Genomic DNA, 22,779 nt, shown 5'->3' on the forward strand with positions numbered 1-22,779 from the left:
GCGATTGAGGTTCTATTTTATGGATTCTATTGGAGAACGAATTTCACCACTGCGGCGCCTGTGGGGATCAGCTGCCGCTGTCAGTGCGACGGCTGCTGACTTCAGCCGGCACATCATCCCCGGCCATGCGCTTGCGGAACAACGCGGTGCGTGCCAGCAGCAATGTGGTCACCGGCACTGTGATCGACAGCAGGATCGGGATCAACCAACCGTGCAACACCGGCCCGGACTTGAGCACCGAAAAGTAGATGATCGAGGCCAGCGCCACGCACCAGGCGCCCAAGGTCGAGGCCAACGCCGGCGGGTGCATGCGCTGGAAGAAGTCTTTCATCCGCAACAACCCAATCGCCCCAATCAGCGCAAACAGGCTGCTAAGCACCAACAATACCGCGACGATCACTTCAACCCACAGCGGCAACACATCGACATTGATCATTCGATCACCTCCCCGCGCAGCAGGAATTTCGCCAGGGCAAACGACCCCACAAAGCCAAACAGCGCAATCAACAGCGCCGCTTCAAAATAGGTGTCACTGGCATACCGAATACCCAGCACCAGCATCATCAGCATGGCCAGGATGTACAGGTAATCCAGCGCCAGGACCCGGTCCTGGGCCGACGGGCCTTTGAACAGGCGCACCAGGGTCAGCACCATGGCCAGGGAGAACAGGAACAGGCTGAACAGGATCGCATTGGAGAGCAGGGCGCTCATTCGAAGATCTCCATCAGGGGCCGTTCGTAGGCGTGTTTGAAGTGCTCGATAAACTGCGCTTCGTCATCCAGGTCGAACACGTGGATCAGCAGGACGCTGCGGTCCAGGGCCAGTTCCGACCATACGGTGCCCGGCGTCACGCTGGTGATCATCGCCAGCACGGCCAGGCCGTTGGCATCCCGCAGGTCCAGGGGGATCTTGATAAAGCGCGAACGCGGTGGGCGAGAGCCGCAGGTCAGGATGCCCCAGGCCACGGCGAGGTTGGAGATGATCACGTCACGCCCCACCAGGAAGAACAAACGGATGATCACCCCCGGGCGGCGGATGCGGATCGGCAGCGGGCGCAACGGCGCCATCATCAGCGGTGCCGCAAAGCCGAGGATCGCCCCCAGCAGCAGGTTGCCGGGGCTGACGGACAGGTTCAGCACCAGCCACAACAACCACAATGCCAATGACAGCCACGGGGCAGGGAACAGGCGCTTCATGGCTGCACCTCCAGGGCGGCGGCCTTGGCTTCAGGGCTCGGCACCGGACGCGTCGCCATGACCGCCATCACATAGTGTTCCGGGTTGTTCAGGCTCTCGGCGGCCGCCTGGGTATAGCGCATCAGCGGCTCGGCCTTGAACGTCAGGGCGATGCTCAGGCCCAGCAGGAAGAAAATCGGCACGCATTCGAAGCGGCGCAGCAGCGGCGATGGACGTTCTTCCGGGGTCCAGAAGCGCTGGATGCCGAGGCGGGCGAAGGCGATTAGCGAAGCCAGGCCGGAGAAGATCAGCAGTGCCACCAGGCCCCAGGCGGCCGGACGCACCGGTTCGTCGATGGCATTGCCCAGGCCCAACGGGTTGATCAAGGCGCTGAGCAGGCTGAGCTTGCCGATAAACCCGGACAGCGGCGGCATGCCGATGATCAGCAGGGCGCAGGCGATAAAACTCAGGCCGAGGAACGCCACCGTCCAGGGAATCACCTGGCCGACCACGGCTTTCTGTTCATCGTCGAGGTTGGTGCCGGGCGGTGGATGCAGGGATTCCATGGCCTTGGGCAGGGCTTCGATTTCGTCGTCCAGGGGCATGTCGTTGGCCGAGCGCGAACGCTCGATCAATTCGGCCAGCAGGAACAGCGCACTCAGCGCCAGGGTGGAGCTGACCAGATAAAACAGCGCCCCGGCGGTCAGGCTTGGCTGGGCAAAACCCACCGCCGACAGCAGGATCCCGGCGGACACCAGGATGCTCAGGCTGGCCATGCGTTCCAGGCGTTGCGCGGCGATCATCGCCAGCGCCGCGCAGACGATGGTCGCCATGCCGCCGTAGATCAGCCAGTCGCCGCCAAACAGTGCCGAGGCACCCGCCTGGCCGGAGAACAGCAGGTTCCACAGGCGCAGCACGGTGTACACGCCGACCTTGGTCATGATCGCAAACATCGCCGCCACTGGCGCACTGGCCGAGGAGTAGGCAGGCGCCAGCCAGAAGTTCAGCGGCCACATCCCGGCCTTGGCCAGGAAGGCGACGGCGAGGATGCCCGCACCGGCATGCAGCAGGCCGCGATCGGCTTCCGGCACCAGGGGGATTTTCAGTGCCAGGTCGGCAAAGTTCAGGGTACCGGTGACGCCATAGATCAGCGCCGCGCCAATCAGGAACAAGGTCGAGGCCAGCAGGTTGATCGAGATGTAATGCAGCCCCGCCGACACCCGCGCCCGGCCGGAACCGTGGAGCATCAGGCCGTAGGACGCCGCCAGCAGCACTTCGAAAAACACGAACAGGTTGAACAGGTCGGCGGTCAGGAAGGCGCCATACAGGCCCATCAGCTGAATCTGGAACAGCGCATGGAAACTGGTGCCGGCGCGGTCCCAACGGGCCATGGCGAACAGCAGGGCGCTGACGCCAATGATCCCGGTGAGCACCAGCATCATCGCCGAGAGTTGGTCCACCACCAGCACGATGCCGAACGGCACCTGCCAGTTGCCCGGCAGGTACACACCGATGGAGCCGGGGCCGCCTTTCTGGGTCCAGTACAGCAACAGCACGGCGATGCCCAGGCCCACCATGCTGGAGAACAGGTTGATCCGCGCCTTGAGCGGGCGGTGCTTCTCGCCGAGCATCAGCATCAGCGCGGCGGTCAGCAACGGCAGCAGGATCGGCGCGATGATCAGTTGATTCATCCAGGTCATTCCTTGGGCTCCCGGCCGTCCACATGGTCAGTGCCGGTCAGGCCCCGGGATGCCAGCAGCACCACCAGGAACAGTGCGGTCATGGCGAAGCTGATCACGATTGCCGTCAGCACCAGGGCCTGGGGCAGCGGATCGGTGTAGTTGAGCAAGTCTTGCGGCACGCCATCCTTGATGATCGGCTCCTTGCCGATGAACAGGCTGCCCATGCTGAAGATGAACAGGTTGACCCCGTAGGAGAGCAGGCACAGGCCCATCACCACCTGGAACGTCCGTGGCCGCAGGATCAGCCAGACGCCGGAGGCCGCCAGGACCCCAATGGCAATTGCGATGACTTCTTCCATCAGGCGGCTCCTCCTGGGCTGGCAACGGCTTTCGCCTGGTTACTGGGTTTATGGGCGCGCACCGATTGGTGGCCGAGGGCGGTGAGCATCAGCAAGGTCGAGCCGACCACCATGGCGTACACACCGACGTCGAAGAACAGCGCGCTGGCGACGTGGATGTCCCCCAGCACCGGCAGGCTAAAGTGCCAGGTGTGCGTGGTGAGGAACGGGTAGCCGGCGAGCAGTGCGCCCAGCCCGGTCAGGGTTGCCGACAACAAGCCAAAACCCATCCAGCGCATCGGCCGCAGGCTCATCTGCGCCTCGACCCACTGGGTACCGGCGACCATGTATTGCAGGATGAACGCGACGGACATCACCAGGCCGGCGACAAACCCGCCGCCCGGTTGGTTGTGCCCACGCATGAACAGGTAGAACGAGACAACCAGCGCAATCGGCAGCAGCAGGCGCACCAGCACCGCCGGCACCATCATGAAGCCCAGGGCGGTGTCGCTGGCCTGGCGCGGGTTGATCAGGTCGGTGGCCACGTCGGGTGCCAGTTGGCGCTGTTGCGCGGGCAGTTCCATGCTTTCCTTCGACGGGCGGAAGCGGCGCAGCAGGGCGTAGACGGTCAGCGCCACGGCGCCGAGCACGGTGATTTCACCGAGGGTGTCGAAGCCCCGGAAGTCCACCAGCATCACGTTCACCACATTGCTGCCACCGCCTTCTGGCAGGGCGCGGCTGAGGTAGAAAGACGAGATATCGTTGGGGGTCTGGCGGGTCAGCATCGCGTAGGAGAGCAGCGCCATGCCGCCACCGACCACGGTGGACAGGAGGAAGTCCCGCAGGCGGCGGATGCGTGCCTTGCGCAGCGAGCTGGGCAGTGGGGAAACTTCTTCGATCCGCCGTGGCAGCCAGCGCAGGCCCAGCAGGATCAGCACGGTGGTGACCACTTCCACCACCAGTTGCGTCAGCGCCAGGTCTGGCGCCGAGAACCAGACGAAGGTCACGCAGGTCACCATCCCGCACACGCTGACCATGGTCAGGGCTGCCAACCGGTGGTACTTGGCTTGCCAGGCGGCGCCCAGGGCGCAGGCGATTGCCAGCAGCCACAGGGTGACGAACACGATGGAGCCCGGGATCTTCGGCCGGTCGCCCCAACTGATGCCGCTGTAGAGCATCGGGATCAACCCGGCGATCACCGCCGCCAGCACCAGCAGGAACAGCTGGGTTTGCAGGCGTTTGGTGCTGATGCGTTTTTCGATCTTGCGCACCCCGCGCATCATCACCACCAGGCAGCGCTCGAAGCCGCGCTTGCCGTTGAAGTAACTGATGATCGGCGGGTATTTGAAGCGGCCCAACTTGAGTTGCTTGCGCAGCAGCAGATAGAGCACCACGCCGCCGGACATCGCCACCAGGCTCATGATCATCGGCGCGTTCCAGCCATGCCAGATGGCGAGGCTGTACTCCGGCAGCTCGCCGCCGACCACCGGCAAGGCGGCAGCGGCGAGGATCGAACCGACCACCTGGGCCGGGAAAATCCCCACCAGCAGGCAGGTAAACACCAGCAACTCCACCGGCGCACGCATCCAGCGTGGCGGCTCGTGCGGGGTGTGGGGCAGGTTGGTGGCCTTGGGGCCGAAGAACACATCCACGGTAAAGCGCAGGGCATAGGCCACGCTGAAGGTACCGGCGATGGTGGCGATGACCGGCAGGGCGATTTCCACCCAGGCGGTGGCGGAGATAAATACGGTCTCGGCGAAGAACATTTCCTTGGACAGGAAACCGTTGAGCAGCGGCACGCCGGCCATGGACGCACTGGCGACCATCGCCAGGGTGGCGGTAAACGGAATCAGCTTGAACAGGCCGCTGAGCTTGCGGATGTCACGGGTGCCGCTTTCGTGGTCGATGATCCCCGCCGCCATGAACAGCGATGCCTTGAAAGTGGCGTGGTTAAGGATATGGAATACGGCGGCGACAGCGGCCAGCGGGCTGTTGAGGCCCAGCAGCAAGGTGATCAGCCCGAGGTGGCTGATGGTGGAGTAGGCCAGCAGGCCTTTGAGGTCGTTCTGGAACATGGCGCAATAAGCGCCGAGCAGCAGGGTAATGGCACCGGCACCGCCGACAATCCAGAACCACTCTTCGCTGCCGGACAGCGACGGCCACAGGCGGGCCAGCAGGAACACGCCGGCCTTCACCATCGTTGCCGAGTGCAGGTAGGCCGACACCGGCGTCGGTGCAGCCATGGCGTGGGGCAGCCAGAAGTGGAAGGGGAATTGCGCGCTTTTGCTCAGGGCGCCGATCAGCACCAGGGCGAGCATGATCGGGTACAACGAATGGGCACGGATCTGATCACCGGCAGCCAGGACCTGGTCCAGGTCGTAGCTGCCGACGATATGCCCGAGCAGCATCACCCCCGCCAGCAGGCACAAACCGCCCGCGCCGGTGACCATCAGCGCCATATAGGCGCCACGCCGGGCATCGGCGCGGTGGTGCCAGTAGCCGATCAGCAGGAACGAGAACAGGCTGGTGAGCTCCCAGAAAAACACGATCTGGATCAGGTTGCCGGAGATCACCAGGCCGAGCATCGCACCCATGAAGGCCAGGAAAAACGCGAAGAAGCGCGGCACCGGGTCTTCCGGCGACATGTAATACCGGGCGTACAGCGACACCAGGGTCCCGATGCCCAGCACCAGCATCGAGAACAACCAGGCAAAACCGTCCATGCGCAATACGAAGTTCAGCCCGAGGCTGGGCAACCACATGAATTCTTCACGTATCACGCCACCGTGGGCGATCTGGGGGTAGAGCAGGGCGACTTGAACCGTCCCGACCAGGGCCACAAGGCCGGCCAGCAGGGACTCTGTGTTGCGTGCGTTGTGCGGCAGCAAGGCCGCCAGACAGCTGCCGATAAAAGGCAGAAGCAGTAGAACTATCAGGGACATAGGCTTCTAATCTGCGGGAGTTTGGGATGCATCATACGTGCCGGAATCTTGATCACCAAACGGCAAGATGTGGCAGGATCCTACAAGGTAGGCTGAAAAAGGCTGTTTGGCATTGTTTCAGTGCCCGTATCCAGGACAGGTATGCTGTTCAAAGGTTTTTTTCAGCCTGTTGCATAAGGACGTGTGATGACCCAGCGATTGCTCCACCTTGCCCATGTCGCCTGCAGCCTGCCGGATGGACGCAGCCTGTTCGACAACCTGAACCATGCCTTCAGCGCCCGTGCGACCGGCCTCGTGGGGGCCAACGGGACTGGCAAGTCCTTGTTGGGCGCAATGCTCGCGGGCACCCTGCAGCCCACCCGCGGGCATGTGCGCCGTGAGGGCAGTGTGTACGCGGTGACGCAACTGCTGGAGCCCGAACACTATCCCAGCGTGGCGGCGTTGGCGGGTGTCGACCAAGTGCTGGCGGCGTTGGCGCGCATCGCCGAGGGCAGCGTGGACGAACACGACCATGCACTGGCCGTTGATCAATGGGATTGCGCGCCTCGACTGGCGGCGGCCCTGGAGCAAATCGGCCTGGGGCACTTGACTGCCGACTCGCCAACCGCGGCCCTCAGTGGCGGCGAACGCCAGCGCGTCGCTTTGCTGGGCGCCTGGTTGTCGAGGGCAGACTGGTTGATCCTCGATGAGCCCAGCAACCACCTGGACATTGATCAGCAGCACAAGCTTGCCCAGCAGATTGATCGCTGGCCCGGCGGCCTGGTGCTGATCAGCCATGATCGCGGGCTGCTGGAGCACATGGACGAGATTGTCGAACTGTCGCCCAAGGGCTTGGCGGTGTACGGCGGTAATTACAGCCACTATGCGGCGACACGGGAGCAGGAGCAGCAGGCGTTCCAGTCGGCGTTGCAGGGGGAGCGCGCGCACGCCAAACGTGAGCAGCGTGAAGCGGTCATCCAGATGGAGCGTCAGCAGCGCCGCAATGCCCGGGGCGACCGCCAGGCCCGGGATGGCAACCAGACCAAACTGATCACCAACGCCCAGAAAGAGCGCAGTGAAAACAGCCAGGGCAAGTTGCGCCTCAACCAGCAGCTGGCGCGTGAGCAGCAACAGCAGCGGATCGCCGAGGCGCGTGCGCGGTGTGCGCCCGAGATCCAGCGCATGATGCTGTCGCCGGAAAGCGTGGTGCCCCAGGGCAAGCTGGTGTTGCAACTCAACGAGGTGGTGCTGCCGTTTGGCAGCCGCGCACCGATCAATCTCACCCTGACCGGCCCGATGCGCATGGCGATCCTGGGAGCCAATGGCAGTGGCAAGTCGACCCTGCTGCGGGTGATTGCCGGCCAGTTGCCGGTGGCTGCCGGTGAGTTGGCGCGCAGTTGCCATATCGGCTGGCTGGACCAACACGCCGGGCTGGAGCACCCCGAGCGCACGGCGGTGCAATGGCTTTACGAAAGTAATCCGCTACTGGCGGAAAGCGAAGCGCGTACCCGGCTGGCGCAAATGGGCATCGATGCCGACCGGGCGGTCCTCGATACGCGCCAACTGAGCGGCGGCGAGCGTCTGAAAATTGCCCTGGCCGCACAGCTCTACGCCGAGCATCCGCCGCAATTGTTGTTGCTGGACGAACCCGACAACCATCTGGACTTGCCCAGCCGGATTGCCCTGGAGCAAATGCTCAATCAGTACCAGGGCGCGCTGATCGTGGTGTCCCATGACGAGGCGTTCCTGCAGGCCATCAACCTGGACGGTGAGTTGCGCCTCTGAGGCCGTTCAACCCTGTTTTTCATGTTCCAGTTCGGCCTGGGGCTCGGCGAGCCGCTGCCGGCGGGTTTTCATCTCACTGACAATCACCGCCGCCACGATCAACGCCGCGCCCACCATGGCAATCGGCGGGAAGCGCTCCCCGGCAATCCGCCCGACTACGCCGGCCCACACCGGCTCCCCGGCATAAATCAGCGTGGCGCGAGTCGGCGAGACGCTTTTCTGCGCCCAGTTCATCGCCACCTGAATCACCGCGCTGGTCAGCCCCAGGCCCACCGCGCTGAACAGCAGCAACCAGGAAAACCCCGGCAGCGCCTCGCCCATCGGCACCACCATCAGGAACGACAGCACCGACGCCGTGGCCAGTTGCACCACCGTTACCCGGCGTACATCCACCTGCCCGGCAAAGGCGCTGATCAGGATGATCTCGGCGGCAATTGCTACCGCACCGATCAACGTGGCGATTTCACCGGGGCTGAAATTCAATGATGCCCCGGCCGGGCCGGTCAGCAGCATCAGCCCGGTAAACGCGAGCATGATGCCGATGCTCGGCATCAACCCCGGCCGCCGTCCCAGTACCAGCCATTGCAGCAGCGGCACGAATGGCACATACAGCGCAGTAATAAATGCCGACTGGCTGCTCAGGATCGTCTGCAAGCCAATGGTCTGCAAACCGTAGCCGAACATGATCGCCACACCGATAAAGCAGCCAGCCTTCAATTCAAACAGCGTCAGGTTCCGCAGGCTGCGGAATGAGAACGCCCCGACGATGAGCGCCGCTGCAGCAAAACGCAGGCCGACGAAAAACATCGGGCCGCTGACCGCCATGGCGTGCTGCACCAGCAAAAAGGTGCCGCCCCAAAACATGGTGATCACCACCAATACACATTCGGCTTTGCTGAAACGGGAAAACAACGGGGAGGTGGTCATGGCGGCTCGGTCTTGCACAGGAAGGGCGCGGACCGCACAATGCGCCGCAAGCTGGGCAGTATACTGCGCAACCCCACCCTGTGAGCAATATAGTGCACAAAGAAAATCCGCAACGGGCCTCGGTCCTGCAACACGTCAGCCAGAACGTTCGGCGCCTGCGCCATGCGGCTGAGTTGAGCCAGACGGCGCTGTCCGAAAAATCCGGCGTCAGCCGGCGCATGCTGGTGGCAATCGAGGCGGGGGAGAAAAACGTCAGCCTGTCGACCCTCGACCGGGTGGCCGAAGCCCTGGACGTGGCCTTCAGCGACTTGATCCAGGCCCCGGATGCCGCTGATCACAGCCGTATCAACGAACTGGCCTGGGCCGGTGACATCCCCGGCAGCAAAGCCGTGCTGCTGGCCAAGGCCACCGCGCGTCGCGAAGTGGAACTATGGGAGATGCGCCTGGAGCCCGGCGATCGCTACATGCCTGAACCGGACCCCGAGGGTTGGAGCGTGCAGTTGTTTGTGTTCGAAGGCACCCTGACGCTGGTGCTGGGGGATGAGGAAAAAAACGTCGCCACCGGTGAGTTCCTGATGTTCGCCAGCCGCTACCTTCACGCCTATCGCAATGACGGCGACGTGGCGGTGCGGTTTGTGCGCAACGTGGTGATTTAACTGTTGGCAGCGCAACAGTGGTTGGACACTTTGCTGTTTTGAACCGCCAACGACTTCCCTGATATACCGGCAACCCGCTGATTTCATTGCACATTGCATTCGGGCACGACTCCTGCAATCACTCCAGTATCTCTCTGGAGCCTGGAGTCGGCCCATGTCAGCCCAACCCCTACAACCTGCCCACATCATCCGTTCGGACGCCGAGGCCATTGCGGTTGCCACCGAGTTGGCCAAGCGTTTTGCCGTGGACGCCGGCGTGCGCGACCGCGAGCGACGCCTGCCGGTGGCCGAGCTGGACGAATTCTCTGCCAGTGGCCTGTGGGGCATCACCATTCCCAAGGCCTACGGCGGCGCGGGAGTGTCCTATGTGACGGTGGCCGAGGTGATCAAGCTGATCTCCGCCGCCGACCCGTCCCTGGGGCAGATTCCGCAGAACCACCTGGGCGTCGTCGACATCCTCCTGCAAACCGCCAGCGAGGAGCAAAAGCAGCACTACTTCGCCAAGGTCCTGCTGGGCTATCGGTTCGGCAATGCCTTCTCCGAAGCCAAGAGCAAGAACGCCGGCACGTTTGACACACAAGTGCGCTTTGACGGCGACAGTGCGTACATCAACGGCGAGAAGTTCTACTGCACCGGCGCACTGTTCGCCCATATCGTGCCGACGGTGGGCGTCAACGAAAAAGACCAGGCGTTCATCGCCTTTGTCGAACGGGACGCGCCGGGCCTGCAAGTGATCGACAGCTGGGACGGCTTCGGCCAGCGCACCACCGCCAGCGGCGGCGTGACCCTCGACGGTGTGAAGGTGCCGCTGAGTGCGGTGATCCCCGCGCACCAGGCCTTCGACCAACCCACCGCCAACGGCCCGATTTCGCAGATCATCCAGGCGGCCGTCGACACCGGCATCGCCCTCGGGGCCCTGGAACAAGCCAAGATTCATGCACGCCAGGCCCGGCCCTGGATCGACAGCCAGCAGGATCACGGCTGGCAAGACCCGTTCACCATCGCCGCCATCGGCGACCTGGAATGGCGGGTCCACGGCACCGAAGCGATCCTCGCCAAGGCCGGCATTGCCGTCGACCAGGCCCTGGCCAACCCCAACGAAGACACCGTGGCCAATGCCTCGTTGGTCGTCGCCCAGGCCAAAGTGCTGTCGGCGGAAACCGCCTTGCTCGCCAGCAGCAAACTCTTCGAACTGGCCGGCACCCGCTCGGTGTCCGGCAAGCACAACCTCGACCGCTTCTGGCGCAACGCACGTACCCACACCCTGCACGACCCGGCCCGCTGGAAATACCACCTGATCGGCAACTTCGTGCTCAACGGCGTCAAGCCCGCACGCCATGCCTGGAACTGAGGAGCTGCATCCATGACCGCACTGAATCAGGCGCGCCAACTGCTGGAAAGCACCCGGCGCTTTGTCGAGAAAAGTGATGACCCCTACGTGATCAGCCGCTTTGGCGATTTGCAGATTCGCGTGGAGGTAGCGGCTGCTTTGTTTGAGCGTGCCGAAACCCACCCAGGCCCGGTGGCCCTCACAGAAGCCCAGATAGCGGCTGCCGAGGCCCTCATCGCTGTCAGCAACGCCGAATTCGAACTCACTGGCCAGCGTACTGCGCTGCCGCCGACCCTTGATGATCCCCTGCGCTGGAAATACCAGATTGTCGGCAACTACCACCTCAACGGTGTCGCCCCCCGGAGTAACGTTTAATGCCTCGTGAAATCCGTTTGAATGCTTTCGACATGAACTGTGTCGGCCACCAGTCGCCGGGCCTGTGGGCCCACCCGCGTGACCGCTCATGGCAGTACAAGGACCTGGAATACTGGACCGACCTGGCAAAAATTCTCGAGCGCGGCAAGTTCGACGGCCTGTTCATCGCCGACGTGCTGGGCATCTACGACGTCTATAACGGCAACGGTGACGCAGCGATTCGCCAGGCGACCCAGGTGCCGGTCAACGACCCGCTGTCGCTGATCGCACCCATGGCGCTGGTCACCGAACACCTGGGTTTTGGCCTCACCGCGTCACTGTCCTTCGAACACCCGTACCCGTTCGCCCGGCGCCTTTCCACCCTCGACCACCTGACCAAGGGCCGCGTCGGCTGGAACATCGTCACCTCGTACCTGGAAAGCGGCGCGAAGAACCTCGGCCAGAAAGCCCAGACCGAACACGATGCGCGCTACGACTACGCCGAGGAATACCTGGAGGTTTGCTACAAGCTCTGGGAAGGCAGCTGGGAAGAGGGCGCGGTGTTACGCGACCGCGAACGGCGGATCTTCAGCGACCCGAGCAAGATCCACGAGATCCGCCACGTCGGCAAACACTTCCAGGTGCCCGGCATTCACCTGTGCGAACCGTCGCCACAACGCACGCCGGTGCTGTACCAGGCCGGGGCGTCGAGCCGTGGCAAACAGTTCGCCGCCGAACAGGCCGAATGCGTGTTCGTTGCCGCACCGTCGAAAGTGCTGCTGAAGAAAACCGTTGCCGATATCCGCCGCCGTGCGGCCGAGGCGGGGCGTGACCCGAAGAAAATCCTGATCTTCAACTTGCAGACGGTGATCGTTGGCGAGACCGATGCCAAGGCCAAGGCCAAGTTCGACGAATACAAATCCTATGTCAGCTACGAAGGCGCGATGGCCCTGATCTCCGGCTGGACCGGCATCGACTTCAGCCAGTTCAAGCCCGATGAACCCCTCAAGCATGTGCATACCAACGCCATTCAATCGGCGGTGGAAGCCTTCTCCACTGCCGACCCGAACAAGGTCTGGACCCCGAATGAACTGGCAGACTGGGTCGGCATCGGCGGCTTCGGCCCGCTGTTCGTCGGCGGCCCGGAAACCGTGGCCGATCTGTTGCAGGAATGGGTTGAAGAGACCGATGTGGACGGCTTCAACCTGGCCTATGCACTGACCCACGAGACCTTTATCGACGCGGTCGAGTTGCTGGTGCCGGAGTTGCAGAAGCGCGGCGTGTACAAGACCGAATATGCCCAGGGCACCCTGCGGGAGAAATTGTTTGGGGACGGCGCGCGGTTGGCGGACAACCATCCGGGGGCCAGCTATCGTGATTTGTCGGGTGTACATAAAACAAATGTGGGAGCGGGCTTGCTCGCGAATGCGGACTGACATTCAGCATTGATGTTGCCTGACGCACCGTTTTCGCGAGCGAGTCGAGCCGTCCCACCGCCGCCCACATAAATCCGGCCAGCGGACCACCGCATGCTTGTTTCACCAATAGGAGCATCACCCTATGAGCGTGCATGAACTTGAACTTGCGCTGGATGTGGAATGGCCCGCCGAACGGGTTACGGTGTTGCCCGAGGCGTTGGCGCAGTTGCGCCATTGGGCACAAGTGACCCCGTTGCACAGCGCCCTGCGCCACAAGCGTGACGGCCAGTGGTATGCCTGGCGCTGGATCGATGCGTTGCGGGATGTCGAGCGCCTGGCTGATGGCTTGCGTCAGCAGGGCTTTACCGAGCAGTCGCGGCTGGCCCTCAGCGGTGCCTTCGAACCCGGCCTATTGCTGCTGGCCCTGGCCGCCCAGGTGATCGGTGGCCAGATCCTGACCCTGGCGGATGACCTCGAGCCCGCTGCCCTGCAGCAACAAGTGTGGCGCATCCGGCCTACCCACGCGTATGTCCCTGGGCTCCAGACGTTGGCGATGGTGCGACGGATCGACCCTGTGGACACCTCACAACGGCTCTGTCGCTGGTGGCAGCCTTCGGGCAAGACCGAATTGTGGAGCGGGGAAAGCACCCACTGGCAAGGCGGCCTGGCGACGGTGCTGGAGCAATGGCTGATTAGCGGCCAGAGCCTGGGCTTCCCGCAGTCGGGCTGAACTAGGCGTCCCGGGTCGATGTGCTGGATACTGCACGGGGCGATTTTTACCACAACCATTCAGGCAGACAGTAAGGGCGCAATTTCATGAGTGAAACCGAACGCGGACAGGCGACGAGCGCCATTCGCAACGCCGATGTGCTGATTGTCGGCGGCGGCCTGAGCGGGACGATGCTGGCGGTGCAGTTGCTGCGCCTGCCGGGCACGCGGCAGATCCTGGTGATCGAGCCGCGCCAGGAACTGGGGCGCGGCGAGGCCTACAGTGCGGTAGAGCTTGGGCACACCTTGAACGGCAACGCCGCGCGCATGAGCGTCGACCCGGACAACGCCGATGACCTGACCCAGTGGCTGACCGCCTACATCGCCGGCGGCGGCTGGCCCGAGTCGGACCAGCAACACGTGCCCATCAGCGAACTGTTTCCGCCCCGCGGGATTTTTGGCCTGTACGCGCAGCAGCGGCTGGCCGAGGCCAAGGCGATTTCCGCGTCGACCGTCGAGCACATTCGCGCCGAGGTGACAGACCTTGAGGTGGATGAACACGCCACACGGCTGACCTTGAGCGACGGCCAGCAACTGCGCGGTGCCTGTGCGGTATTGGCCACCGGCATGTTCCCGGCGGCACGCACGCCACAGACCGAATCCAGCGGCTTGAATGCCGCTGCCGTCGACCCGTGGGATGTATCGGCCATGACCCAACTGGACCCGCAATCCACCGTGCTGATCATCGGTTCCGGGCTGACCATGGTGGACGCCGTGGTGTCCCTGGAACAGGCCGGCCATCGCGGGCCCATCGAGATTTTTTCGCGCCACGGCCTGTTGCCCCATGTCCGTCGGCAGCCGCCGGCCTGGGTCGACTTCCTGGGAGAAGACCACAGCCTGCGCAGCCCCCGGCAATTGCTGCGGGAGGTGCGGCGCCAATGCCGGCTCGCGCTGGAGCAGGGGATTGACTGGCAAGCGCCGCTGGACACCGTGCGTGCCAACATCGGGCGGTTGTGGAGCCAGGCCAGCGAGGGCGAGAAACGTCAGTTCGTGCGGCATGTGCGGCCCTGGTGGGAAAGCCACCACCACCGTTCGCCGCCGTTGAGTGCCGAGTTGGTGGCGCGGTTGCATGGGGAAGGGCGGCTGCGGATCCGGGCGGCTTCGTACAAGGGGCTGGTGCCTTCGCAAGGTGAGGTGACGATCCGCCTGCGTCATCGTGGAGAGCAGGATGTGGTGCAGGTGTCGGGGGCAGCGCTGATCAACTCCAGCGGGATTGAATATGACTGGCGGCGCGTGGCCCGGCCGTTGCCCAGGCAGTTGCTCAAGCGCGGGCTGATTCAGCCCGGGCCGTTGGCGTTGGGGATTGCGGCGGATGTGTCGGGGGCGGTGCTGGATGCCCACGGGAATGTCAGCCGGCGGCTGTTTGCCATGGGCCCGCCGTTGCGCGGGATGTGGTGGGAAAGTACCGCAGTGACGGATGTCGCGATTCAGGCCAAGGCGCTGGCCGCGAGGTTGGCACACCTCTGAATCTAATGTGGGAGCTGGCTTGCCTGCGATAGCGGTGGGTCAGCTGCATCTTTATCAACTGAGAGATTGCTATCGCAGGCAAGCCAGCTCCTACAGGTCGGGTTCATGGACCGACCTTCACAAACCCGGGCTTCAACCCAAACACTTCAACCCCCTGGGCCGTCGACTGCCCGGTGGTCACCGTCACCCGCTCCACCGGTTTATCCATCGCTGCCCGATATTCCACCGTCATCACCCCATCCCCGCGACTGATCGCCTGGGCCGGTACGACAATCGCCTGGTCATTGTTGTAGGTCACAATGGTCAACCGCGCACTCATCCCCAACCTTACCCGTTGCAACTGTTGCGGGGTCAGCTTGGGAATCGACAGGGTCACCGGAAACTGCGCGCTGCCCTGGCTGTCGCTGGCAATCGCCAGGCCACTGACCACGCTGACCGATCCCGTCAGCCGTTCCCCATCAAACCCGTCGCCCATCACCTCCACCGCCTGCCCTTGGTGCAACTGGTTGATGTCCAGCTCCGACACCTTGGCGACGATTTTCAGTTTCTCGATATTCGCCAGTCCAAACAGCACCTGGCCCTGGCTGACCTTGCTCCCGGCCTGCACCGGCGCGTTATTGCCCCCGCCGCCCTGGGTCGATGAATTACTGCCCGGCGCCGGCACCACAATGCCGGAGAACGGGGCCTTGACTTCCTTGCCATCTAGCAGGGTGCGCAGGGCTTCATATTTCACGGTGGCGTTGGTCAGCTCCATATCGGCGATCTGCCGGTATTCGCCCTTGCCTTGTTCAACGGCCTGTTGCAGCTCAGCGCGGGCGGCCGTCAGGTCGAGTTGTTGCTGGGTGGCCTGTTGTTTCAGGTCGTCGAGTTCGTTACGCGGGATGATGCCGCGCTTGAACAGGTTTTCGCTTTCGGTGAGTTTGCGCTGGGTGTTGCTGGCGGTCATTTCGGCAGTGCGCAGGGTGCGGCGGGCGCGCCCGACTTGCTGGCCGCTGTCCCAGTCCTGCATTTCCTGCACCGTGCGCCGGGCCTTGAGCTGGGCGGAGAGGGCGTCGCGCAGTTGCACTTCGAGGGTGGCCGGGTCCATGCGCAGCAGCACCTGCCCGGCCTCGACCCGCTGGCCCTGTTCCACCAGGTTGGCCTGCACATTACCGTCGAACGGCGCGGTGAGGGTGATGGTGGTGTCAGGCTCGATCTTGCCCACCAGGCCGATCTGATGCACCAGCGGGTCGACCTTCACCGCCAGCCACTGCTCGGCGTTGCCGGGCTGGTTGGCGGCCGGGCTTTGACGGCTGAGCAGCGAAATGCCGACGCCAGCCACCAGCACAATCAACACGGCGCCCAACAGGCGCTTCTTATTAGTAGTCATTGAGGGCGATTTCCCAACTTTCCAGCGTCATGCCCAAGGTCAAGTCGAGCTGAGTCTGGGCGTTCAAATAGGCAATCAGCGCATTGAGCCGCGAGTTCTCGGCGTTGCGCAGGTCGGTTTCGAAACTCAACACCTGGAAGTTCGTGGAGCGCCCGGCGCTGAGTTTTTCCCGTTCGATTTCGATCTTGCGCTTGGACAACTCTACCGCCCGCTGGGAAATTTCATACTGGCGCCAGCGAGTGCCCAGGTCGCGCACCACATCGTTGACGTCGCGCTCCAGTTGCTGGCGGGCGTCGGCGATGATGATCTCCTGGTTTTCCACATCGACCCGCGCGTGCACCTCGGCCTGGCGAGTGCTGATGTCGCCGATGGGAATCTGCACCTGCACGCCCGCGTAGCTGTCCCAGCGCCGATTGCTGTTGTAGCCGTTATCGTCATTGGTGGCGGCCCGAATCTGGTTGGCACCGGCCACCAGGTCCACTTGCCAGCGGCCGGAGTCCTTGGCGATCACCAGGTTGAGGTCGGCCTGCTGGCTGCCGAGCAGGGTGGCGAGGTATTCCGGCTGCTGGTTCTGCGCCAGCACGAAAGCCTGGCGTTTATCGATGTCCATGGGCCTGGCTTCAAGGGCCTCGGTGGCGCGGATCGGTGTCGACAGGTCGAGGGCCAGCAGGCGCAGCAGGGCCAGGCGGCTGGTGTCCAGTTGGTTCTGGGCTTCTTCCACCCCCAGTTGCTGGGTGGCGATATCGGCTTCGGTCTGCACAATCTCGAACTCGGCCATGCGCCCGGCACTGATCAGTGCCTTGTTCACTTCAAGCAAAATGCCGGAGCGCTTGAGGGCGTCCTGCACGATGCTCAGTTGTTCCTGGGCCCGCAGCAACTCGCGGTAGGTGGCGATGATGTTGCTGATGGTTTGCGCCACGTTGGCCTTGAGGTTCAGGCGGTTGGCCTGTTCCGACAGGCGTGACAGGCGCAGCGGGGCGGTGGTGGCGTCCCAGCCGGCACCGCGCATCAGCGGTTGGATCAGCGACAGGTCGAGGCCGTCGCTGCGGTAGCGTCCGGCGCGATCGGCGTTGTTCAGTTGTTGGGTCCAGTTCATGCTCAGGCGCGTGCCGTACTCACCGAGCAAGGTGGCATTGGGCGCGAGGTTAGCGTTGCGGGAGCTGTCTTCAGTGCCTTTAGTCGTGCGGTAGTAGCTGTTCAGGGTCAGCTTGGGGTTGAACGTGTCTTCAGCTACCCGCAGGTCGAATTTCTGCGCCACCCGTTGCAGGTACGCGCTGCGAATCGCCGGGTTGTTGCGCAGGCCCAGGTACACCGCATCCCCCAGGGTCAGGGTGGTGGACTGGGCATTCAGCGACACGCTGCGTTCATAGCCACTGCGGGTGGTACTGGGCGCGGAGGGGCGAATCACCACGTCGGCGGCCACGCTGTGCAGGCTTACCAAGGTGGTCAACAACAGCAGGCGTTTATTCATCGCGCAGGGCCTCCACCGGCTGCAGCCGCGAGGCCGACACCGCCGGATAGATCCCGAAAAACAGCCCCACCAGCAACGTGCTGCCGACCCCGAGCGGCAGCGCGGCCACCGCCAGGGAAAACTGCCAGCCGGACAGCCTGGCATACAGGTACGCGGCGGTCATGCCCAGTACCGCGCCGCATACCGCACCCACGGCGGTCAGGGTCACGGCTTCCAGCAGGAACAGGTTGCGAATGTCGCGCTGGCGCGCCCCGAGGGCCATGCGAATCCCGATTTCCCGGCGCCGCTCCGAGACGTTCATCAGCATCACGTTCATCACGCCGACGCCGCCGCCCACCAGGGAGATCGCGCCCAGGGCCAGCAGCAGGTAGGCGAAGGTCCGGCTTTGGCGGGTCATGCCATCGATCATTTGCTGGGGCACCTGAATGTCGACATCGTGGTCGGTGAGCTGGGCTCGCAGTGCCACGGCTGAGTCCTGGGCGAGGCGTTCCATATCCTGGCCGGGGGTGGCACGGATGATCACGTTGCCGATTTGCGGGCTGGCGTAGATCCGGCGCATGCCCGGGGCGGGGACGAACAGCGATTCGTTGGCCTGTACGGGAATCAGCATTGCCCGGGGCTGGCTGTGCAGAATGCCCACGATCAGGAACAGGTAATCGTTGATACGTACCCGGTCGCCCAGTTGCAGCGGGTCGCCGGGCACGCTCAAGGCCTGGACGACCTGGTCACCGACGACCGCATAGGTTTCCCCAGCATCGAAACTCGACAGGAAGCGCCCGTCGCGCACCGACAGGCGCATGGCATCCTTGAGGTCCGGCGTACTGCCGACGAGGCTTGCGTTCCAGGTACGGCCATGGAACACCACTGGCCCGCTGAACAGCGAGACCGCACCGATATGGGCAATGCCTGGAACGCTGCGGCGCACGGCTTCCAGGTCCAGGCTGGCGGGCATTTGCGCAGTGCTGGCACCCCTGGGCGGGAATTGCGCCACCAGGGTGTCGGTGCCCATGTCCTTGAAAATCATCGCCGCGTCTTCGGCGGCGTTGTGCCCGATATTGATCAGCGCCACCACCGAGGAACTGCCGATGACGATGCCCAGCAAGGCCAGGATCGAGCGCTTGCCCAGGGTGCGCAGGCTGACAAACGCCTCGTACAGCAACTGGCTCAGGCTTTGTTCGACCCGCAGGCTCATAGGCGCCCGGCCTCTTGCACCACGCCATTGCGCACCAGGATCTTGCGATTCAGGCGTTCGGCAATGTGCGGGTCGTGGGTGACGATGATCAGCGTCACCTGCTGCTCGCGATTGAGCGCCAGCAACAGGTCCATGATCTCCTGGGCGGTGGTGCTGTCGAGGTTGCCGGTGGGTTCGTCGGCGAGGATCACCGACGGGTTGCCGACCAATGCCCGGGCGATGGCGACCCGTTGGCGCTGGCCGCCGGAAAGGTCGGCCGGGCGATGGTGGGCGCGCTCGGCCAGGCCCACCTGGTCGAGCATGCGCAGGGCCTGTTCCACCGAGTCGTGGCGTGACACGCCGCGGTAGCTCAGGGGCAGGGCGACGTTGTCCAGGGCACTGAGGCGTGGCAGCAGGTTGAAACTCTGGAAGACGAAACCGATCTGCTGATTGCGGATCGCCGCCAGTTGATCGGGGCTGGCGCTGAAGATGTCATGGCCGGCAAAGCGGTACTGGCCGTAGTCGGGCAAATCCAGCAGGCCGAGAATATTGAGCAGGGTACTTTTGCCGGAGCCGGAGGCGCCGAGGATGCCGCAGCTGTCACCGGTTTCGATGGCCAGGCATACATCATTGAGAATCGACAGGTGTTGACCGGCCAGCTGATAGCTTTTGCCGATGCCTTGCAAGGAGATAAAGCCTGGGTGCGCGGGGGTATCTGTCATCATGACTACGCCTGCAGCCTCGACAGCGCCGTGCTTCCCCCGAAAATCCTTGTAACAAGTTCAGGAGCTGCCTGGTACACGTCACGGACTGGTTTTATTTCTTGTTTTTAAAATATTGTTTGAATACTAACCGCGATCCAGCCGTTCCGCCAGCCATGGATATAGAGCGGTTTTACCCTTTGAAACGATTCTTCAAAGGGACGTTTCCGGCGCTGCAAAAATCCATCAGCTACCCTCAATGAGCCCGTTGCTGTTGGCTTTGAATAGTATGGCGCTGTGTCACTACTTGCTTTCAGGCAGCGGCCCCGGTATAAAAAATCAAATTAATTTTTAAAACAATATTTCCGCAGTGGAACCCCAATCCCTATGGTCGCGAAGAAACTCAGCGCTCCAAACGTTACCAAGACCCGATTGCTGGATGCGACAGAGGCTCTTTTCATCAAATACGGCTATGACGCTGTTTTGTTGCGGCAGATAACCGAGAGGGCCCAGGTCAATCTCGCTGCGGTGAATTACCACTTCGGGGACAAGGACTCCCTGATGAAAACCCTGCTGATGCAGCGCCTGGAGCCGCTCAACGAGCAGCGCCTGGAGTTGCTCGCCCGGTGCGAAGCCGAATCCGACGGCCCGCTGGATTGCGACACCTTGCTCGGGGTGCTGTTCGCCCCGGCCATGGGCCTGGAACGCAGCGACCCGGCCAGCGGGGAAGGGCGTTCATTCATCCGGTTCCTGGGGCGGGTGTACAGCGACACGTCGCCGTTTATCCAGGAATACCTCAAGGTGCATTACCAGCCGGTGTTCCAGCGCTTCTTCGAAGCCTTCGCCCTGGCGCTTCCGGACTTGCCGCGCAACGAGCTGGGGGTGCGCCTGCAATTTGCCCTCAAGGCGATCTCCGGGGTGATGGCCGGTACCGAGCTGCGTTTGCTGATGAACTCCATGAGCCTGGGACGCCCGGCCACGGATGCCGAGGTCATGGCCAAGCTGATTACCCTGGTGTCGGCGGCGATTCGTGTGCCGCAGCAAAGTCCTGAAGCCGAAACGGCCCTGGCGCGGGTGCTCGATACCCAGCGCGCGATACGTGAGCAAGCGGCGTCGCCTGTCAACAAGGTGGCTCGTTGACCCATCAAGACCGGCTCGCAATGAGCCGGTTTGCTTCGACTCCTCTCTCCAGAAACCGTGTGCCCACTCAAATCCCGGGCAAAAAAAACCCGCTGGGGCGGCGGGTTTTTAACTACAACGTTTGTAACGGATGAGGCTTTACCCTACGTCTCTGGATGTGAATAAAACGTGAAAAATATGTAAGAGAAAGTGTGAAGTCTATTGGCTTGTGTAATCCCGACAAATGGCAGGCAGCGTTTACTGTGAACCTGGCCGATAAAGTCTACAAGGTACTCACTCACCCGTTCCGGCGCATCCTCCATCAGAAAGTGCCCGGCGTTTTGCACCACCTGCAGCACGGCCCCACGGATGTCGTTGCGCAGGCGCCCACGACGCGGCGCTGACGCATTTCAATCCGGTGCAGTTACAAGGTTCCATCCGCCTGGGCGCCACCGAACAGGTGCCGATGGCCGAGTTGTCGAACTTGCTCGGCCAGTTTTCCCGGCAACACCGCCAACTGGATGTGCGAATTGTGGTGGAGCAGAGCCACGTGCTTCGCCAGGCCCTGGTGGACCGTGAGCTGGACCTGGCGCTGCACCAGGATTTCATCCCGCGTATCGAAGCGCGGGACCAATTGCTGTGGACCGAACAGGTGCACTGGTGCGCCCGGCCCGGCTGGCAGCCTGCGCCTGACGAATGCGTGCGGCTGATCACCTTCGGCCCCGGCTGTTTTTACCGGCAACTGGCCCAGGAACGCCTGAGCGCCTTGGGCATTCGCTGGCAGGTGGTGGTGGAATGTGGGTCGGTGGGGGGTGTGGTATCGGCCATCGCCGCCGGGTTGGGCATCGGCCTGCTCAGCAGTGACCATCTCGACAAGCGCGTGGAAGTGTATCGCCCCTTCGACCAGCGGATGCCGCTGCCCGAAGTGGCGAACGTGTTGCGCTTTGCCGAGGACAGCCCCGAGCCCCGGTTACAGGCGTTGCAGCAGCTGTTGATACAGGCGCTGCACCGGGGCTGATCAGATTTTCCAGTGGCTGGCGCTCTTGGCCAGGCGCTGGCGCATGGCGTCAATATTGGCTGCCAGTTGCAGGGTCAATAACCGGTAACCGTCCAACGCGTTGACCACCGGCACTTCAAAGGTCTGTTCGTGGGTCGGCGTGGTGCTCGGACGTTCCAGCCGGTCGGTGGCCCCGGATTGCAACGCCCGCGCCATCCCGATCAACTGCACCCGAATCTGCCGGTGCTCGGCTTTCAACGCCACCTGCATGCGCGCCAGGGCTTCCTTGTCCCGTGGGTCGGGGCGGGTGTTGCCGAGGATCTCCAGGGTGCTGATGCACATCCGCAAATGCCGCTGCAGGGTGTCCAGCTCGGTCATGGAAATCCGCACTTCCTTGGAGACCGATGGCATCAGCGAGCGTAGTTGCAGCATCGCGGCGTTCAGGCGATTCAGCAGCTTGAGGTGTTCATCATCGGTGACCGATTGGCCGCTGATGATCCGGCTATAAATCGCCGCGCAATCGCGCAAGGCACTGGCCAGGTTGTAGCGCCAGGAATACACCGCATACAGCGGCAGGGCGAAGGAAAACGCCAGGGCCAGGACGATGCCGATCAGGATGTCGACCGTGCGCCACAACCCGTCCGATATCGGATTATCGCCATGGCCCGCAACGATAAATACGGTGATGGCCGACAGCAACGCGATGTATCCGCCCTTGCCGATGGCGTGATAGGAAAAGAACCCGCACACCACCGACATCAGCAAATACGTCAACAGCGGTTGCCCCAGATACGCCTGTTGCAGCACCAGCAGCAAACCGACGCTGGCGCCGATCAACGTGCCGTAGGCGCGCTCGACGGCTTTCTTGCCGATATTGCCGTGGTGCTGCAAACCGCCGATCACGATCAGCATCGTCACCGAGGCCCACTCACCATGGGGCAGGTTGATGCCGGTGGTGAGCAGGATCGTTGCGAGCAACCCAATGGAAACCCGCACCGCGTGGATCAACTTGGCGTGACGGTAGCGCCGGTACGGGTCCAGCAACGGACGCAGCAAGCGGCGGGCGAAGAGAGGGAGATTCATTGGTATCAGGGTAACCTCGTTGTTCAGGCTTCACTCAGTTCCAATGT

The 22,779-nt window shown here is 63.1% G+C and carries 20 protein-coding genes and 1 pseudogene; 9 read left to right on the forward strand and 12 right to left on the reverse strand.

What is annotated here, in order from left to right:
* Positions 1–67: 67 nt before the first annotated feature.
* The 6 genes from HYE77_RS13990 to HYE77_RS14015 are packed head-to-tail and all read right to left on the reverse strand — an operon-like array spanning position 68 to position 6,137.
* Positions 68–436 (reverse strand): Na+/H+ antiporter subunit G, encoded by a 369-nt coding sequence (locus tag HYE77_RS13990; protein WP_003211753.1) that lies wholly within the window; start codon positions 434–436, stop codon positions 68–70.
* On the reverse strand, positions 433–711 hold the full coding sequence (locus HYE77_RS13995; RefSeq protein WP_003211751.1) for a K+/H+ antiporter subunit F: 279 nt from the start codon (positions 709–711) through the stop codon (positions 433–435). Before HYE77_RS13995 ends, HYE77_RS13990 begins: the two co-directional genes overlap by 4 nt.
* Complete coding sequence (locus HYE77_RS14000; protein ID WP_003211750.1) at positions 708–1,196, reverse strand: Na+/H+ antiporter subunit E; 489 nt, start codon at positions 1,194–1,196, stop codon at positions 708–710. Before HYE77_RS14000 ends, HYE77_RS13995 begins: the two co-directional genes overlap by 4 nt.
* Positions 1,193–2,875: a monovalent cation/H+ antiporter subunit D gene (locus HYE77_RS14005; RefSeq protein WP_177045383.1), complete on the reverse strand. Its 1,683-nt coding sequence runs from the start codon at positions 2,873–2,875 to the stop codon at positions 1,193–1,195. Before HYE77_RS14005 ends, HYE77_RS14000 begins: the two co-directional genes overlap by 4 nt.
* Complete coding sequence (locus HYE77_RS14010; protein ID WP_003192163.1) at positions 2,872–3,216, reverse strand: Na+/H+ antiporter subunit C; 345 nt, start codon at positions 3,214–3,216, stop codon at positions 2,872–2,874. Before HYE77_RS14010 ends, HYE77_RS14005 begins: the two co-directional genes overlap by 4 nt.
* The gene (locus tag HYE77_RS14015; protein ID WP_003211746.1) at positions 3,216–6,137 is read right to left on the reverse strand and encodes a monovalent cation/H+ antiporter subunit A; all 2,922 of its coding nucleotides are present in this window, start codon (positions 6,135–6,137) and stop codon (positions 3,216–3,218) included. Before HYE77_RS14015 ends, HYE77_RS14010 begins: the two co-directional genes overlap by 1 nt.
* 186 nt (positions 6,138–6,323) lie before the next feature.
* Here HYE77_RS14015 and HYE77_RS14020 point away from each other — a divergent pair, with 186 nt between their 5' ends.
* On the forward strand, positions 6,324–7,901 hold the full coding sequence (locus HYE77_RS14020) for an ABC-F family ATP-binding cassette domain-containing protein (RefSeq protein WP_177028455.1): 1,578 nt from the start codon (positions 6,324–6,326) through the stop codon (positions 7,899–7,901).
* 6 nt (positions 7,902–7,907) lie between these two features.
* Here the strand turns inward: HYE77_RS14020 and HYE77_RS14025 are convergent, their stop codons facing one another.
* Positions 7,908–8,828 (reverse strand): DMT family transporter, encoded by a 921-nt coding sequence (locus HYE77_RS14025; RefSeq protein WP_003211743.1) that lies wholly within the window; start codon positions 8,826–8,828, stop codon positions 7,908–7,910.
* 92 nt (positions 8,829–8,920) lie between these two features.
* Between HYE77_RS14025 and HYE77_RS14030 the strand changes: the two genes are divergently transcribed.
* The 6 genes and pseudogenes from HYE77_RS14030 to HYE77_RS14055 all read left to right on the forward strand — a co-directional run bounded on the left by HYE77_RS14030 (position 8,921) and on the right by HYE77_RS14055 (position 14,821).
* Entirely contained in the window at positions 8,921–9,484 is a 564-nt protein-coding gene (locus HYE77_RS14030) for a helix-turn-helix domain-containing protein (RefSeq protein WP_003211741.1), read from the forward strand.
* Positions 9,485–9,638: 154 nt separating this feature from the next.
* Positions 9,639–10,835, forward strand: coding sequence for an SfnB family sulfur acquisition oxidoreductase (locus HYE77_RS14035; protein WP_003211739.1), 1,197 nt, complete (start codon positions 9,639–9,641; stop codon positions 10,833–10,835).
* Positions 10,836–10,847: 12 nt separating this feature from the next.
* Positions 10,848–11,189: a hypothetical protein gene (locus HYE77_RS14040; protein ID WP_003211737.1), complete on the forward strand. Its 342-nt coding sequence runs from the start codon at positions 10,848–10,850 to the stop codon at positions 11,187–11,189.
* Complete coding sequence (locus HYE77_RS14045) at positions 11,189–12,604, forward strand: LLM class flavin-dependent oxidoreductase (RefSeq protein WP_003211735.1); 1,416 nt, start codon at positions 11,189–11,191, stop codon at positions 12,602–12,604. The genes HYE77_RS14040 and HYE77_RS14045 overlap by 1 nt, the downstream gene beginning before the upstream one ends.
* Before the next feature lie 124 nt (positions 12,605–12,728).
* Positions 12,729–13,310: pseudogene (locus tag HYE77_RS14050) on the forward strand (AMP-binding protein); the annotation flags it as partial.
* A gap of 92 nt (positions 13,311–13,402) precedes the next feature.
* Positions 13,403–14,821 carry an FAD/NAD(P)-binding protein gene (locus HYE77_RS14055; RefSeq protein WP_102605522.1) on the forward strand — a complete coding sequence of 473 codons (1,419 nt, stop codon included), beginning with the start codon at positions 13,403–13,405 and terminating at the stop codon, positions 14,819–14,821.
* Positions 14,822–14,924: 103 nt separating this feature from the next.
* Here HYE77_RS14055 and HYE77_RS14060 read toward each other — a convergent pair whose 3' ends face one another.
* The 4 genes from HYE77_RS14060 to HYE77_RS14075 are packed head-to-tail and all read right to left on the reverse strand — an operon-like array spanning position 14,925 to position 19,557.
* A complete protein-coding gene (locus HYE77_RS14060) occupies positions 14,925–16,190 on the reverse strand; it encodes an efflux RND transporter periplasmic adaptor subunit (RefSeq protein WP_177068897.1) in 1,266 nt (421 codons plus the stop codon).
* The gene (locus HYE77_RS14065; protein WP_177068898.1) at positions 16,180–17,661 is read right to left on the reverse strand and encodes a TolC family protein; all 1,482 of its coding nucleotides are present in this window, start codon (positions 17,659–17,661) and stop codon (positions 16,180–16,182) included. The genes HYE77_RS14060 and HYE77_RS14065 overlap by 11 nt, the downstream gene beginning before the upstream one ends.
* Positions 17,654–18,853: an ABC transporter permease gene (locus HYE77_RS14070; protein WP_177020717.1), complete on the reverse strand. Its 1,200-nt coding sequence runs from the start codon at positions 18,851–18,853 to the stop codon at positions 17,654–17,656. The genes HYE77_RS14065 and HYE77_RS14070 overlap by 8 nt, the downstream gene beginning before the upstream one ends.
* A complete protein-coding gene (locus HYE77_RS14075) occupies positions 18,850–19,557 on the reverse strand; it encodes an ABC transporter ATP-binding protein (RefSeq protein WP_177068899.1) in 708 nt (235 codons plus the stop codon). Before HYE77_RS14075 ends, HYE77_RS14070 begins: the two co-directional genes overlap by 4 nt.
* Positions 19,558–19,920: 363 nt before the next feature.
* Between HYE77_RS14075 and HYE77_RS14080 the strand changes: the two genes are divergently transcribed.
* Positions 19,921–20,673: a TetR/AcrR family transcriptional regulator gene (locus tag HYE77_RS14080; protein WP_003211721.1), complete on the forward strand. Its 753-nt coding sequence runs from the start codon at positions 19,921–19,923 to the stop codon at positions 20,671–20,673.
* 397 nt (positions 20,674–21,070) lie between these two features.
* A complete protein-coding gene (locus HYE77_RS14085; RefSeq protein ID WP_371318533.1) occupies positions 21,071–21,670 on the forward strand; it encodes a LysR substrate-binding domain-containing protein in 600 nt (199 codons plus the stop codon).
* Here the strand turns inward: HYE77_RS14085 and HYE77_RS14090 are convergent, their stop codons facing one another.
* A complete protein-coding gene (locus HYE77_RS14090; RefSeq protein WP_003211716.1) occupies positions 21,671–22,732 on the reverse strand; it encodes an FUSC family protein in 1,062 nt (353 codons plus the stop codon).
* Positions 22,733–22,779: the final 47 nt, after the last annotated feature.

It is taken from the genome of Pseudomonas sp. IPO3774, assembly GCF_013386835.1.
In the GTDB taxonomy this organism is placed as follows: domain Bacteria; phylum Pseudomonadota; class Gammaproteobacteria; order Pseudomonadales; family Pseudomonadaceae; genus Aquipseudomonas.